Origin of the sequence: Planktotalea sp. (assembly GCF_039984035.1) — a bacterium.
Lineage (GTDB): Bacteria > Pseudomonadota > Alphaproteobacteria > Rhodobacterales > Rhodobacteraceae > Planktotalea.
In genome coordinates, this window is record NZ_JBDWVM010000235.1 from 1 (window position 1) to 14,324 (window position 14,324).

At 54.2% G+C, this 14,324-nt stretch carries 13 protein-coding genes and 1 pseudogene; 7 read left to right on the forward strand and 7 right to left on the reverse strand.

The features are described from left to right. From ABJQ89_RS10565 to ABJQ89_RS10575, 3 genes and pseudogenes are all read right to left on the reverse strand, one after another. Window positions 1–146, reverse strand: a pseudogene (locus tag ABJQ89_RS10565) (nitroreductase); the annotation flags it as partial. 66 nt (window positions 147–212) lie between these two features. Continuing rightward, window positions 213–1,319, reverse strand: a complete 1,107-nt coding sequence (locus ABJQ89_RS10570) for a class II histone deacetylase (protein WP_348496202.1) — start codon at window positions 1,317–1,319, stop codon at window positions 213–215. Between the two features lie 27 nt (window positions 1,320–1,346). Continuing rightward, a complete protein-coding gene (locus tag ABJQ89_RS10575; protein WP_348496203.1) occupies window positions 1,347–1,595 on the reverse strand; it encodes a hypothetical protein in 249 nt (82 codons plus the stop codon). 137 nt (window positions 1,596–1,732) lie between these two features. Between ABJQ89_RS10575 and ABJQ89_RS10580 the strand changes: the two genes are divergently transcribed. From ABJQ89_RS10580 to ABJQ89_RS10595, 4 genes are all read left to right on the forward strand, one after another. Then, on the forward strand, window positions 1,733–2,461 hold the full coding sequence (locus tag ABJQ89_RS10580) for a M48 family metallopeptidase (protein WP_348496204.1): 729 nt from the start codon (window positions 1,733–1,735) through the stop codon (window positions 2,459–2,461). Further along, window positions 2,461–2,838 (forward strand): YigZ family protein, encoded by a 378-nt coding sequence (locus ABJQ89_RS10585; protein ID WP_348496205.1) that lies wholly within the window; start codon window positions 2,461–2,463, stop codon window positions 2,836–2,838. The genes ABJQ89_RS10580 and ABJQ89_RS10585 overlap by 1 nt, the downstream gene beginning before the upstream one ends. A 111-nt stretch (window positions 2,839–2,949) precedes the next feature. Next, complete coding sequence (locus tag ABJQ89_RS10590; protein ID WP_348496206.1) at window positions 2,950–4,569, forward strand: long-chain-fatty-acid--CoA ligase; 1,620 nt, start codon at window positions 2,950–2,952, stop codon at window positions 4,567–4,569. Further along, a complete protein-coding gene (locus ABJQ89_RS10595; RefSeq protein WP_348496207.1) occupies window positions 4,569–4,994 on the forward strand; it encodes an NUDIX hydrolase in 426 nt (141 codons plus the stop codon). The genes ABJQ89_RS10590 and ABJQ89_RS10595 overlap by 1 nt, the downstream gene beginning before the upstream one ends. On the opposite strand, the gene ABJQ89_RS10600 is transcribed toward ABJQ89_RS10595, so the two are convergent. The 3 genes from ABJQ89_RS10600 to rimO are packed head-to-tail and all read right to left on the reverse strand — an operon-like array spanning window position 4,977 to window position 7,483. Further along, window positions 4,977–5,180, reverse strand: coding sequence for a hypothetical protein (locus ABJQ89_RS10600; protein WP_348496208.1), 204 nt, complete (start codon window positions 5,178–5,180; stop codon window positions 4,977–4,979). The genes ABJQ89_RS10595 and ABJQ89_RS10600 overlap by 18 nt on opposite strands. A 42-nt stretch (window positions 5,181–5,222) precedes the next feature. Then, window positions 5,223–6,050 carry a hypothetical protein gene (locus ABJQ89_RS10605; protein WP_348496209.1) on the reverse strand — a complete coding sequence of 276 codons (828 nt, stop codon included), beginning with the start codon at window positions 6,048–6,050 and terminating at the stop codon, window positions 5,223–5,225. A gap of 41 nt (window positions 6,051–6,091) precedes the next feature. Then, the gene (gene rimO, locus ABJQ89_RS10610) at window positions 6,092–7,483 is read right to left on the reverse strand and encodes a 30S ribosomal protein S12 methylthiotransferase RimO (RefSeq protein ID WP_348496210.1); all 1,392 of its coding nucleotides are present in this window, start codon (window positions 7,481–7,483) and stop codon (window positions 6,092–6,094) included. A 144-nt stretch (window positions 7,484–7,627) separates the two neighbouring features. On the opposite strand from rimO, the gene ABJQ89_RS10615 reads away from it, so the two are divergent. Continuing rightward, entirely contained in the window at window positions 7,628–10,393 is a 2,766-nt protein-coding gene (locus ABJQ89_RS10615) for an AsmA family protein (protein ID WP_348496211.1), read from the forward strand. On the opposite strand, the gene ABJQ89_RS10620 is transcribed toward ABJQ89_RS10615, so the two are convergent. Further along, window positions 10,376–11,875, reverse strand: a complete 1,500-nt coding sequence (locus tag ABJQ89_RS10620) for an FMN-binding glutamate synthase family protein (protein WP_348496212.1) — start codon at window positions 11,873–11,875, stop codon at window positions 10,376–10,378. The two genes, ABJQ89_RS10615 and ABJQ89_RS10620, sit on opposite strands and share 18 nt — an antisense overlap. 200 nt (window positions 11,876–12,075) lie before the next feature. Between ABJQ89_RS10620 and ABJQ89_RS10625 the strand changes: the two genes are divergently transcribed. Both ABJQ89_RS10625 and ABJQ89_RS10630 read left to right on the forward strand, forming a co-directional pair. Then, entirely contained in the window at window positions 12,076–13,848 is a 1,773-nt protein-coding gene (locus ABJQ89_RS10625; protein ID WP_348496213.1) for a calcium-binding protein, read from the forward strand. 291 nt (window positions 13,849–14,139) lie between these two features. Next, on the forward strand, window positions 14,140–14,324 hold a 185-nt coding region (locus ABJQ89_RS10630; protein WP_348496214.1), incomplete at its 3' end, for a hypothetical protein.

Consider the following 14,324-nt stretch of genomic DNA (forward strand, 5'->3'; position numbering starts at 1 on the left):
AGCTTGCCATGATCCGGCGTGCGCGAAGCCGCAGTTAGAATTGGCAAAAGCTCTTCGCGCGTAGGAACGGGAAGTTGCAGAGTTTTCGCAGGGCGCGACCGACGGTTTAGCAAAAACTCCAGCGCAGCAACATTCTGTTCGGGCACGATCATCTCCTTTGGGTTGCTGGCTACATCAGCATTCGGCGCGTGTGTTTCAACCACAAATCGCGATTAATTCCCCAAAGCATCCCGCATTTTAGCGATCTCTGAACTGACGAACCTTTGATGTGCTTCGCCCGGTTGTCGCTGAAGATAAAGGTCAGCCAACGGATCAGGCGCTTTGATCTGACTGCCGCTCATTTCTTCCAAGACAGCATGGCCACAGAATGGCACATAGACCTCGGAATAACCGCCCTCATGCGCCATCATCAGGCGCCCTTCACAAACATCGTCCGCCAAAACCATGACTCGTTTGGTCATTTCCCGAAACGTATCAACCGTCGCCATCATCCGGCCCAGTGGATCAATAACCGTCGCATCGAAACCACAGGCGACGATGATTACGTCGGGCTGATACGCGCGCAATTGTGGCAAAACGATTTGATCCATCGCTTCTAGGTAGCTCAGATGCCCTGCACCTGTGGGCAGAGGGATGTTCAGGTTGAACCCTTCGCCTTCGCCTGCACCGCGATCCGCAAACGCGCCAGTGTTCAGCGGGAAATTGTTTTCTTGATGCATCGAAATCGTCAGCACATCCGCCCGCTCATAAAAGATTGCCTCGGTCCCATTGCCATGATGCACATCCCAATCAAGCACAGCGACACGCTTTGCCAGACCATCCGCAAACCCCGCTTCTATCGCGATGGCGATATTCGCCATCAGGCAAAAGCCCATCGGCTGATCCGCCGTGCAATGATGACCAGGGGGGCGCGAAAGCGAATACGCGTTTTTAACGTCGCCTTTGAGCACCGCCTGCAGTGCGGCCTTGGCCAGCCCAGCAGATTGAGCCGCGATTTCAAAACCACCCGGCCCGAAAGGACAACGCAGGCCAATCTCGCCGCCGCCCGCATCAGACATTGCTTTGAACTGGTCAAGAAAATTCGCTGGATGAACACGCAAAAGGTCGCGCTGGGTCGCAGGTTCGCTCCCACGCATGTCCAACTCGCCCGATAAGTCTGTCATATCCAACAGGTTCTTCATGCGCCGTTTGCTTTCCGGACTTTCCGGCAAACCGCCATTCACCATCGGCTGAACCAAACCGCCTACAGGCAACATGCCAGCGTAATTGCCACCACTGTGCCAGAAGCAACTCTCGTCCCAGAAAAAACCCGTTCGCATCACTGCCTCCTAATTGACTGATCTAAGTCACGTCTCATCATTGTGGTTCGGCCGAATTTGATAAACGCCTTCGGGAAGATCAAGCGCCGCAGCGAGATCGCGCAACTGCTCAATGCTCAGCACAACTTTTTGTGCTTGGCCATCTCTGGGATTAAACTGCTCAAGTGTGATGCATTCGCTGAACGCGTTGATCACCACATCTTCTTGCAAAGGGGTTTTTCCTTCATCAACCAATGTGATCAAGGTCGAGTCGAATTCGTGTTCTATGCTAAACATACCATCAGCTTAGAACCACGACCCAAAACGAGCAACTTACATTTGTGCAGCACTACCCCCGCAAATTCGTGACTGGTATAAACTCAATCAAATGCCTATCTTTGGTGCTAAATACGACCCACAGGCACCCTATGCACATGAACATTCGTAACCTTGCTCTTTCACTTAGCCTTTTGACCTTGTCTGCGTGTGGGTTTGTCTCAATCGACAGCCCTCAACCAACACCAGCCGAACCCGCGGTTGAAACACCGAATGTAGGAACATCGCTCAGGGCTGAGCGCGCCGCGCGCCAGTTTGTGAGCGTCGTTGAAACCGTAGAACCCGTCGCAGAGGCGGAATGCCGCGCGCGCACCACGGGCATGAATTGTGACTTCAATATCGTTGTCGATGATCGTCTTAATCAACCGCCAAACGCATTCCAAACCTTGGACAAATCTGGCCGCCCGGTTCTGGCCTTCAACATCCCGTTAATTGCGACCGTTCGTAACTCGGATGAGCTCGCCTTTGTCATGGGCCATGAAGCGGCGCACCATATTCAAGCACACATCGCACGCCAACAGCGCAATGCCACTGCGGGCGCAGTGATCTTTGGCAGCATCGCAGCCATCACTGGCGCTGGTGAGGCTGGCGTTCAATCCGCCCAAAAGGCCGGCGCGAGCCTCGGTGCGCGCACCTATTCCAAAGATTTTGAACTGGAGGCAGATCAGCTTGGCACTATCATCGCACATAAAGCGGGCTATGATCCTGTGCGCGGCGCTGCCTTCTTCACCCGCCTTGCTGATCCGGGCAATACCTTCCTCGGCACGCACCCGCCCAACGCCGCGCGCATTGATATCGTCCGACAAACCGCAGCGACGCTTCAGTAGTGTTTCAAATCGCTCATGTGATCACGGATCGTAGTTCAAAATACGCGGTCAGCGGCGCACCTGCGCGCAGCAAAGCTGAGGCATTGGCGCTCTTGAAGGAGCTCAAGCGCAACAAACGATTTGCCAAGGCCACACATAACACATGGGCGCTTTTGTGCTCTGATGGCAGCCCGATCAAAAACGATGACGGCGAAAGCGGCGCAGGCGCGATTATCCTACGCATGCTCGAGCGCGCAGAGCTCAAAGATCACCTCGTTATTGTGACCCGCTGGTACGGCGGAACACAATTAGGCGGTGATAGATTCCGCCGTGTGCAAGACTGCGTAAATGCCTATTTAGAAGAAGCGCCTGATCTAGACTCACCCTCAAGCGAATGATCCAATCAACTTCGCAAAAAGTGGCCGTTTCTACCTAACGTCGCACGTCTGCTTGCATTGACAAAAAGTGCCCTTCGTTCTCTGCTGCAGAAAAGTTTGGGAGAACACACAATGCTTGGACAAATGATGCAGGGGCCGCTGCTGATTTCATCACTAATCGATCATGCTGGTCGCTACCACGGCGATACCGAAATCACTTCGGTAAACACCGACGGCACGTTAGAGCGGGCTGATTGGCGCACTGTCCAAACCAATTCCAAAAAGCTCGCAAGTGCGCTTACAAAGATGGGTCTGCAGTCATCCGCTCGCTGTGCAACCATTGCTTGGAACAACCGTCGTCATTTAGAAATCTATTTTGGCGTTTCTGGCGGACAATTCGTATGCCACACGATCAACCCGCGTCTCTTCCCTGAGCAACTTGTTTACATTGTGAACCATGCCGAAGATGAAGTGCTCTTCATTGACGCTACTTTCCTTCCGCTCGCCGCAGCCCTGAAGGACAAAATGCCAACGCTGAAGGCCATCGTTCTGATGGGTCCACGCGATGAAGCTGCGTTGGAAAGTGTTCCTGAGCTTCAATTCTATGACGAATTCATCGAAACGGGCGATGACGATTACGAGTGGCCGACGTTTGACGAAAATTCCGCATCAAGCCTGTGCTACACGTCAGGCACCACCGGCAATCCAAAGGGCGCGCTTTATTCACATCGCTCAACCGTTTTGCACAGCTTTGCAGCGGCGCTTCCTGATTGCCTAGGTTTCTCAGCGACGGACATCATGATGCCAGTCGTTCCGATGTTCCACGTCAACGCATGGGGCACGCCCTATGCAGCGGCAATGGTTGGCGCGCGCATGGTGATGCCGGGTCCGGGTCTTGATGGTCCAAGCCTGCTCAAGCTGATCGACGAAGAAAAGGTCAACATCGCTCTGGGTGTTCCGACAATTTGGCAAGGTCTGCTCGCCGCTACGAAAGCTGCAGGCAGCACATTGGAAACGCTTGAACGCACGGTCGTCGGCGGCTCTGCTTGCCCACCCATCATGATCGACACCTTCCGTGATGAATACAACGTCGATGTTGTACACGCATGGGGCATGACAGAGATGAGCCCGCTGGGAACATCCAACAAACCGCTCGCTAAGCACGCGGCATGGTCCAAGGAAGATCAAAACAAACTTCGCGAAAACCAAGGTCGCCCACCCTACGGGATGGATTTGCGCATTGTAGATGAAGACGGCAACGTTCTCCCCCATGACGGCGAAGCGCAGGGTGATCTTCTGGTGCGTGGCCCTTGGGTGATCTCCGGTTATTTCCGACCTGAAAAGCAGGAAGAGCTGCGTGATGGCTGGTTTGACACGGGCGATGTTGCCAAGATTGATCCCGATGGGTTCATGACGATTTGCGATCGTTCCAAAGACATCATCAAATCTGGTGGTGAATGGATCAGTTCTGTTGAGTTGGAGAATATCGCGGTTGCGCATCCCGATTTGACCGAAGCCGCGGTGATTGGCGCGGCCCATGCAAAATGGGATGAACGTCCGATCCTTGTCGCGGTAAAGGCGGAAGGCACCGATCCAAGCGTTGAGGAGCTAATCGCCTTCTTCGATGGCAAAATTGCGAGCTGGCAGAAACCGGATACGGTTGTCTTTACCGACGCGCTGCCCCGCAATGCGACAGGCAAAATTCTCAAGCGCAATCTGCGCGACGAGTTTGGCCAAGTCTTGATGAAGTAATGGAAAGCGAGCGTGCCTTTGGCGGTGCAAAGATCATTTTGCATTGCGACGGTGCGCTCGTGACCCATTTGCGCGACGACATTCCCAGCATCCCCTTTCCGAATATGTGGGATCTCCCTGGCGGTGGCGCCGAAGGGAGCGAAACACCAAAAGGCTGCGCGCTGCGAGAGACCTTCGAAGAATACGGGCTAAAGATCGAACCCAAACGTATCAATTGGGGGAGACGCTATGCCAGCCTTCTGCGTCCAAACACCGACAATTGGTTCTTTGCTGCGCCTATTACACCCGAAGACATCGCAAATATCGTGTTTGGTGAAGAAGGGCAGTATTGGCAGATGATGTCGTTTGAGAGCTACATCACCCACCAAAACGCAGTGCCGCACCTACAATCGCAAGTACGTGATTTTCTAGCCGAGGAAATCTGACACATCACGCGAACGCAAAGCATCGCTTGCGTGCGCAATCGCTTCTTCTTCGCTCATGAAGGTTGGGTCAAAGGCAAATGCCGTTTTGACGGTGTTCACCACCTCTGCGCGCCAACCAGCGCGAGTTTGCTCTGTGACGATCTCAAACTGATGACCTTCGACGGTGATTTGTTTGTTTGTGCTCATTCTGGGCCGCTCCTGTATGTTGCGCCCACCTAACCTAAAATTCTATTGGCTCGCAAGGAAACCACCCGTCTCTTCAAATGTCACGCCAGACGGGGCACGATGGGTAAGGGTCACTGTGCCGACGGCCTCTTGCCCATCAGGTCCAGCAATTAGCCCCTCAAAGGTGCCAGTCGCTGGGTTCCAGAGGATCTGCCCATTCACAATCTGACCGCCAGCTGTGACGCCAGAAAATCCACCTGCATCGGTGAGATCAGTTTCTTCCAACAAGATAGTGCTCAAGGGGTTCACCACATCCGCAACATTGTCGGCGCGCTGACGAAAAACACGGTTGGTGATCCGCCCGGACACTTTTGCATTTTCGAAATCAACATCAATTTGAGCATTTCCATTGATGCGCCGCGTGGAGGTAAAGCCGGCATAGTCACCTATGAATTGCGCGTCTCCTTTCAGCGGCATATCAGTTTCGCCGGTTCGTGCGTAACTCGCGAACGTGGTCAAACTACCCACGTTGCGCCCAGAATAGACGATGATTTCACTGCCCTGCCCTTGGCCAAAATACGCATTATGAAGCCCAGCCGCATCGCGCATCGCCAGCATGTCGCCATAGTCCGCTGTTGGGAACCTAGCCATTTGTGCATTCAGGCTTGGCGTCATCAAGGTAAAGACTCCCGTAGATGCATCAAAGCTCACGTCATCAACACCGCCACTATAACCGCCAGACGTGGACAAGGTGCGCACGACCTCTTCGCTGTCCTCTGGCACATCTGTGTCGCAAGAAGAAATGCAATAGGTCGGCGCCGTAGCCTCACCGCTCGAACAAGCAGAGAGGGACAGGCAGAGAAGGATCAATAAGGATATTCGCGCAAGCATAGTTAAGCATTACGCAGCGATGGTTATCAAATCCTTAAAGACTAGCGATCAAGCACACCCCAAAGGTCGTATTCACCCGCCTCATCCACTGTCACGCTGACAATATCGCCCACGGACAGGTTCTCGAACCCCTCATCAATGAACAAGTTGCCATCGATCTCTGGTGCATCCGCTTTTGTTCGGCATGTGGCGGCATCTTCATCGATCTCATCCACGATGACATCCATGCGCGTGCCGACTTTCGCCTCAAGCTTCGCTTCGGAAATGGCTTGTGCCTTTTCCATAAAGCGATCCCAGCGTTCTTGTTTGACTTCGCTCGGAACATGATCTGGCAAGGCATTGCTGCGCGCGCCATCGACGTTCTCGTATTGGAAGCATCCAACGCGATCCAATTGCGCTTCGTCCATCCAATCAAGCAGAGTTTGGAACTCTTCTTCTGTCTCGCCTGGATAGCCAACGATGAACGTAGAGCGCAGAGTAATATCAGGACATTGCGCACGCCATGCTGCGATCTCGTCCAGCGTTTTTGCCCCAGCCGCAGGGCGCGCCATGCGTTTGAGTACATCGGGATGCGCATGTTGGAACGGGATATCTAGATAGGGCAAAATCCCATTTTCCGGATCAGCCATCAGCGGGATCAATTCACGCACGGATGGATAGGGATAGACATAATGCAAACGCACCCATGCGCCGAGCTTGCCCATTTCGCGGGACAGATCAGTGATGTGGCTGCGCACCTCCCCATCTTTCCACGGGTTCACGTCGTATTTGCGATCCAAACCATAGGCAGAGGTATCCTGTGAAATCACCAGCAGTTCTTTCACACCATTCTCAACAAGCTTCTCCGCCTCGCGCAGAACCGCGTGGGCAGGGCGCGAGGCAAGGCGGCCGCGCATGTCGGGGATGATGCAGAACTTGCACTTGTGGTTACAGCCCTCTGAAATCTTCAGATAGCTATAATGCCGCGGCGTGAGCGACACGCCAGACGCGGGTAGCAAATCCACAAAGGGATCAGGCGATGGCGGCACCGCGCTATGCACCGCATCCAGTACCTGTTCATATTGATGCGGGCCAGTCACTGCCAGAATGTTCGGGTGATGCTCGCGGATGTAATCCGGCTCGGCGCCAAGACACCCGGTCACGATCACTTTGCCATTTTCTTGCAGCGCTTCGCCAATCGCATCGAGGCTCTCGGCCTTCGCGCTATCAAGGAACCCACAGGTATTCACCACAACCGCATCCGCGCCATTATAATCGGGCGAAATGCCATACCCCTCAGCACGCAGACGCGTCAGGATGCGCTCACTATCGACAAGCGCTTTGGGACACCCAAGGCTAACCATACCGATACGGGGCTGGCCGGGGCGGGCTGCGTCGGGCAATTTCGCGCTTGGCGCGAGATCAGGGCGAAGGGAAGGTGGGTTCTGTGTCATGGCGCGCTCTATACGGGTTCGCGCGGCTTAAGAGAAGCATTACTACATCAGCGATCTATCGCTACTTCGTCGCAGCACCCTCGACTTTAGTTGCGGCCCACTAGCTGTAAGCATAGAATCACCGAAAAATGGCGGAGCAGCCGAATGCGTTTCTTAATTCGATTAATCGTAATCGTCCTTGTGGCGGTTGTTTTGGCCATTGTTGGTCTCATGATGCTACCCGGTGATAAAATCGCCAGCGTTGCGGCTACTCAGCTGAGCAAACAAACAGGGCGCGAGGTCAGCATCAGTCCTGACACCTCGATCAGCTTTTATCCCACGCTTGGCGTTACAACCGGCCCTGCGAGCATTGGAACCGCTGATTGGGCGAAGAACGGACCACTGTTCACGTCAGATGGCCTTACGATTGGGGTGAACGTTCCTGCGCTGATCACCGGCACGATCAAAGTGACCAAGCTAGAAGCCAAAAGCCCCCGCGTTATCCTAGAGCGCGCTGCCGATGGACGCGCAAATTGGGAATTTTCGCCAAGCGCCGAAGCTACCATTGAAGATCAAACCACGGTCGCAACCGAAACTACCGATGCTGACGGCGATCAGAGCTTCGACCTCTCGCTCGCACGTGCGCTCATCACCGATGCATCACTGCGCTACATTGATCACGCTGCAGGTACGGATCAATCATTTGAAGACATCGACCTTGATCTGCGGTGGCCCGATCTGGGCGGCGCTGCTGATGTAATTCTTGGCGCAACGCCATTCGGCGAACGGGTCGAGCTGGACGCAACAATCGCCAATATTATGGGCCTGACCAAGGGCGAACAATCCGCTCTGAGCGGTACGCTCGTTGCAGCGGATGCATCGATCAAGTTCGAAGGCGTTGCATCCATCAAGCCTGAAGCAGCGATGCAACTTACGGGTTCGATCCCGAACGCCGGCGCTTTCCTTAACGCGCTGGGCCAAGACCCTGCCGCGCTCGGCCTTGCCGCTGATTTCGACCCTAACGTGTCTATTGATAGTCAAGTCAGCTTTGATGGCACCCGCCTTGCCTTGCGCCAAATGACGCTTGGCTTGAACGACAGCACGATCAATGGCGACGCAGACATCGTGCTTGCCTTGGGCGAGCCGCAAGTGACTGCAAAGCTCAACGCGGATGTGAAAAACGCAGGCCAATTGATGCGCATGGTTGGACAAGCGCCCGAGGGTTTTGGCCTGAACCAAGCGTTTGACCCCAATCTTTCCAGTGCGATCACCCTTTCCACCAGTGGCGCAAACGTCAGTGCCAAGTTGAGTGATTTGAACATCACGCTAGAGGACGCGCAGATCGCGGGTCAGGCGGATATCGCATTGCAAAACAACGTCCCTAATGTCGCGGCCACTCTTTCGGTAAATATGCCGAATGCGGGGCGTACCGCAGCCCTTCTTGGACAGCCGCTTAACAACTTTGGCCTCTCGTCGAACGCCGCTCCGGCAGTGAAAACAAACGTTTCTGCTTCCGTCAAAGGCACTAATATCAATGCCCAACTTCGCGATCTTGCTGCCTCTCTCGGCGGAGCCGCTGTGACGGGTGCAATTGATCTGACCCTTGCAGGCAGCACGCCAAATGTCTCTGGCAACATCAACGCCAATATACCGAGCACCGCCAATCTGATGAGCGCCTTGGGACAAAGTGCGCCAAGCATTCCAAAAGGCTTCGGTCAGGCGATCAAGGCAAGCACGAGCCTGTCGTTCAAGTCTGATCAACTCGATCTTTCCGGTCTCAACGTGACACTCGATCAAAACACGCTGAGCGGCGGTGTGTCTGTCAACCTTGGCAGCAGTGTGCCAAACATCACCGCTAATTTGCAAGCCGGCGCACTGGATTTCAGCGCGCTCGCACCTGCAGATAGCGAGTCTTCTTCAAGCAGCTCATCCAGCAGCACAGGTTGGTCAAAGGATCGCATCGATGCCAGCGCATTGGGTCTGATCAACGGCAACATTTCCCTAAAAGCAAGCTCCATTGATCTTGGCCTTATGCAACTGAGCAACGCCAATCTTGGCGTAGCCATCGATCGCTCACGGGCCGTTGTGTCTATCAACAACCTAAATGCCTATGAGGGTAGCTTTGCTGGACAACTTGTCGCCAACAATCGAAATGGTTTGTCAGTCGCAGGCGATCTGAAAGCAAACTCTGTCGCCTTGAACCCATTGCTTGTCGCCTTTGCTGAGATCGACAAAATTGCGGGGGACGCCAGCTTTAATCTCGATTTCTTAGGCTCTGGTGCCTCGGTTGATGCGATTATGAGATCTCTTTCTGGTAGCCTCGGGTTATCGATCCCAAGCGGGACAATTGCAGGCATCGATCTGGAGGGGTTGATCAATCAGGGCAACGCCAACGCCAGCTTAACCAAGTTCGAAAACATGAGTGCGACAGGCGTTATCAGCGGTGGCAATTTGCAAAGCAATGATCTGACCGTCACAACGGGCCGCGTGAATGCCAAGGGTGAAGGCTATGTCAATCTTGGTGCGCAAACGATTGACTACCTCGTGACACCCATTGCCAAAGAAGTCGGCAGTCAGGACCGCATCGACATTCCTATCCGCATCAAAGGACCATGGTCTTCCCCAGCGATCCGCCCCGATCTTGAAGCTGCTTTGAACCTCGAAAACGAGCGCAAGAAGCTGGAAGAACAGGCACGTCAAGAAGTCGAGCGTCAGAAAGAAAAACTGCGCGAACAAGCCGAGGCTGAAGCCGCTAAGCTGGAAGAAAAAGCGCGCGCCAAAGTTGAAGAAGCCGCCAAAAAGGCCGCTGAGAAAGCTGCGGCCAAGTTGAAGCTGGATGCGACAAAGCAAAAGCAGATCGAAGATGCGGCCAAGAAAGCCCTAGAGGACAAACTTGGCAGCGGCTTGAAAAACCTACTCGGCGGCAACTGATCCAGTTTTGACAGTGGGGTAAAGATCCGACATCAGCTTGGATCGCCCGCTGTCTTGCATCAGCCGCACATGGCGGCGACGCAGCTGCCGTGGTTCTGCAACGCCGACTGAATGGGCGATGGTTTCGACCTCTTTGATGATGCTCTTGGCATAGCGCGCCACGCGTTTGTATTTATCTTCGACCACAAGCCCTTTCTGGAAGCGTCGATCATGGGTGGTGATACCGGTTGGGCAGGTGTTCTTGTTACACTTGAGCGCCTGAATGCAGCCGAGCGAGAACATAAAGCCCCGCGCGGATGTGATGAAATCGGCCCCAGCGGCCAAAGCCCAGGCAATATCACCGGGGTTCACGAGCTTTCCGCTCGCGACGATGCGCACACGATCACGCAGGCCAGCCGCATCGCGCATATCTACCACCAATGGCAGCGCTTCGCGGATCGACATACCGACCAAATCAATCAAAGGCATCGGCGCAGCACCTGTCCCACCTTCACCGCCATCTATCGTGATGAAGTCGGGGGCGCTGTCACTGCCGCGCGCTGAAATTTCGTCGAAAAGACCTTGAATGCCTGCCTCACTACCGACAACGGTTTTTATCCCAACAGGTTTACCAGTCACGTCACGAATATGACCAATGAAATCGAGAAGATCGCCCCAATCATCAACTTCCAAGTGGCGGTTTGGCGAAAGACTATCACTGCCCTCACGAATCCCCCTGATTTTCGCAATTTCCGCCGTCACTTTCGACGCAGGAAGAATGCCGCCTTTGCCCGGCTTCGCGCCTTGAGCAAGCTTAAGTTCGAACATCCGAACATTTTCATGCGCAGCCGCTTCTTTCAGCTTAGCATCACTTAGCGTTCCATCCTCGTGACGCACACCATACTTGGCAGTGCCAATCTGAAACACCACATCACAGCCGCCTTCCAGATGGAACGGACTCAATCCGCCCTCGCCCGTGTTGAGCCAAACGCCAGCTTCTTTCGCACCTCGACTAAGCGCCTGAACAGCGGGCTTGGAAATCGCGCCGAAACTCATGCCTGACACGTTGAAAAAGCTCTTGGCCATGAACGGCGTTCGCGTATTTGCTCCGATTACCAACGCCTCGCTCGCGGCGAATTGATCATCGAGCGGCGGAAAGGCTGCATTTACAAAAATAGGAGTGCCCGTGACGTTCAAATTGCGGGTCGATCCGAAGGCGACAGTGTTGCCATGCCCCTCTCCCGCACGTTTGACCCATTCACGCTGGGCACGGTTAAACGGTAACTCCTCTCGGTCCATCGCAAAGAAGTATTGGCGAAAGAACTCACCCAAAGTGGAGAACAAATGACGGAACCGGCCAATCACGGGATAGTTGCGTCGAATGGCATCTTCGGTTTGTAGCCTGTCGAGAACAAAAACAATCAACGCAATCAGAACGATAACGCCAATCACAAAGGCGAATAAGATCGCTAAGGTCTCCAAGACATTCATTGCAAAACCCACTTTAGCTACTCCCGATTTGTTTGGCTTTTCGCGAGAGTGTGCAATTCGCCCCGTCATCGCAAGCCCATCTACAAAGATGTGACCCCGCTTTACCCAAAGGCAAAACTAAGTGGTGTTGAATTGATTTACTCTAGGTCATGTCAAAGCTCTCAGAATCGTGTTAAAGTTGAAGGACATTCGTGTTCGGGGGGGCACTTCATATGACTGTTGACCAATTTATTATTGGAACAGGTACTGACGACACCTTGGAAGGTGACATCGGCGTTGACCTTATTCTTGGCGACGAAGGAAACGACGTTCTACTTGGCCATGACGGCGGCGACGTCATTGATGGCGAAGCAGGAAATGACCAACTGTTTGGCGGCGACGGCGACGACCTCTTGAAAGGCGAAGGCGGCGACGACACAATATATGGCGGTACCGGCGATGATACGATTGAGGGAGGCCTCGGTCGCGACGTTCTTTTGGGCGGCGAAAACAACGACCTGATCAAGGGCGTCGACGGCAATGACACCATCGACGGTGAAACAGGCAACGACACACTGCTTGGCGGTGACAACGACGACCTCATAAAGGGCGGCCTTGGCGACGATTCCATTTTCGCTGGCAGCGATGACGACACTGTGCGCGCCGGTGAAGGAAACGACACCGTCTATGGTGGCAATGGTGACGATCTCATCCTCGGTGGAAAGGGCAACGACGTCCTACAAGCGGGCGAAGGCAGCGACACTGTATTTGGCCAAGAAGGTGATGACACTTTGGGCGGCGAGGCTGGCAGCGATTTGATCAGAGGCGGCGATGGCGCAGACTGGCTGGTCGGCGATGCGGGAGATGACACCTTGAAGGGTGAAAATGACGATGACTTGCTAGAGGGCAACGAAGGTCAGGATTATCTTGTCGGTGGCAGCGGCAATGACACACTGCTCGGTGGCGAAGACGACGACCTGATCAAAGGCGGCACCGGCAATGACACGATTGACGGCGAAGCTGGCGACGACACACTGTTTGGCGATGACAACGACGACCTCATAAAGGGTGGCCTTGGCGACGATTCCATTTTTGCAGGCAGCGACAACGACACTGTGCGTGCCGGTGATGGAAACGACACCGTCTATGGTGGCAACGGCGACGATCTGATCAATGGTGGAGAAGGCAACGACGTCCTTCAGGCCGGTGAAGGCAGCGACACAGTGTTTGGGCTGGGCGGCAATGACACCTTAGGCGGCGAAGCTGGCAACGATTTGATCAGAGGTGGCGATGGCGCAGACTGGCTGGTCGGCGATGCGGGAGATGACACTTTGAAGGGTGAGAATGACGATGACTTGCTAGAGGGCAACGAAGGTCAGGACTATCTTCTCGGTGGCAGTGGCAATGACACTCTGCTTGGCGGTGACAACGACGACCTCATAAAGGGCGGCCTTGGCGACGATTCCATTTTCGCAGGCAGTGACAACGACACTGTCCACTCAGGCGATGGAAACGACACTGTCTTTGGAGGCAATGGTGACGATCTGATCAAGGGTGGCGCAAACAACGATGTCTTGCTGGCCGACGAAGGCGACGACAGAGTGCTTGGGCAAAACGGGGACGACACTTTATCAGGCGAAGCTGGGGCTGATGTGCTCTTGGGCGGCGATGACAACGACTGGCTCAAAGGTGGCACCGACAGCGATCTCCTTCACGGCGGTAGTGGGAATGACACGCTTGACGGTGGCGAAGACGATGATGTGCTGATCGGTGGCGCTGGTGCAGATGTCTTTGAATTCTACGCAGGCACCAGCGTCGACGCTGTGCGCGACTTTGAACAAGAGCTCGATCTCATCGACGTTCAAGCTTTTGGCTATTCAGGCTTCGATGACGTAAACATGAGCCAAGTTGGCAATCATGTTTACATCGACTTTGGTAATGGCGACATGGCTATTCTTCGAAACACCTATCTTGAGGAAATGGACGCGAGTGATTTCATCTTCTAAATCGCACGTCTGATTCTAAAAATGGCAAAGCCCCGCTGAGCACACGCTGGCGGGGCTTTCGCGTGTTTCAGGCATAATCTTGCACAAATAGAGCGTAGCGCTCGGCTACGCCTCGCCGAAATGCGCAACCCCCATTTGGACACGCGAATGCCCGCTTGGGATTCAACCGTGTTTGGGCAGCCCATGGCCCAAAACAACCCAAAGCAGGTAACTCAGGTGATGTTCGCCCAATCCAACGACAAGATGGTCCTGCGCATCAAACATGTTGCGCTAACTTAATGGAGACCACTCATGTTTACAAAAGCCTCACTCACACTCGCGGCTCTTACCATTTCAACAGCGGCATTTGCTATGTCGGATGCGGACGCAAACGGGGACAAACTGCTGACAATGGATGAAATGAAAGCGACTTATCCAGAGATCAGCGAAGATCAGTTCATGCAGGCAGATGCGAACAGCGACGGTGTGATCAACGC

What these genes read in the sequence shown, in the direction of transcription:
- ABJQ89_RS10605 (WP_348496209.1), bottom strand. Translation starts at nt 6,050, where the DNA reads ATGCTTGCGCGAATATCCTTATTGATCCTTCTCTGCCTGTCCCTCTCT.
- ABJQ89_RS10625 (WP_348496213.1), top strand. Translation starts at nt 12,076, where the DNA reads ATGACTGTTGACCAATTTATTATTGGAACAGGTACTGACGACACCTTG.
- ABJQ89_RS10595 (WP_348496207.1), top strand. Translation starts at nt 4,569, where the DNA reads ATGGAAAGCGAGCGTGCCTTTGGCGGTGCAAAGATCATTTTGCATTGC.
- ABJQ89_RS10615 (WP_348496211.1), top strand. Translation starts at nt 7,628, where the DNA reads ATGCGTTTCTTAATTCGATTAATCGTAATCGTCCTTGTGGCGGTTGTT.
- ABJQ89_RS10590 (WP_348496206.1), top strand. Translation starts at nt 2,950, where the DNA reads ATGCTTGGACAAATGATGCAGGGGCCGCTGCTGATTTCATCACTAATC.
- ABJQ89_RS10580 (WP_348496204.1), top strand. Translation starts at nt 1,733, where the DNA reads ATGAACATTCGTAACCTTGCTCTTTCACTTAGCCTTTTGACCTTGTCT.
- ABJQ89_RS10570 (WP_348496202.1), bottom strand. Translation starts at nt 1,319, where the DNA reads ATGCGAACGGGTTTTTTCTGGGACGAGAGTTGCTTCTGGCACAGTGGT.
- rimO (WP_348496210.1), bottom strand. Translation starts at nt 7,483, where the DNA reads ATGACACAGAACCCACCTTCCCTTCGCCCTGATCTCGCGCCAAGCGCG.
- ABJQ89_RS10575 (WP_348496203.1), bottom strand. Translation starts at nt 1,595, where the DNA reads ATGTTTAGCATAGAACACGAATTCGACTCGACCTTGATCACATTGGTT.
- ABJQ89_RS10600 (WP_348496208.1), bottom strand. Translation starts at nt 5,180, where the DNA reads ATGAGCACAAACAAACAAATCACCGTCGAAGGTCATCAGTTTGAGATC.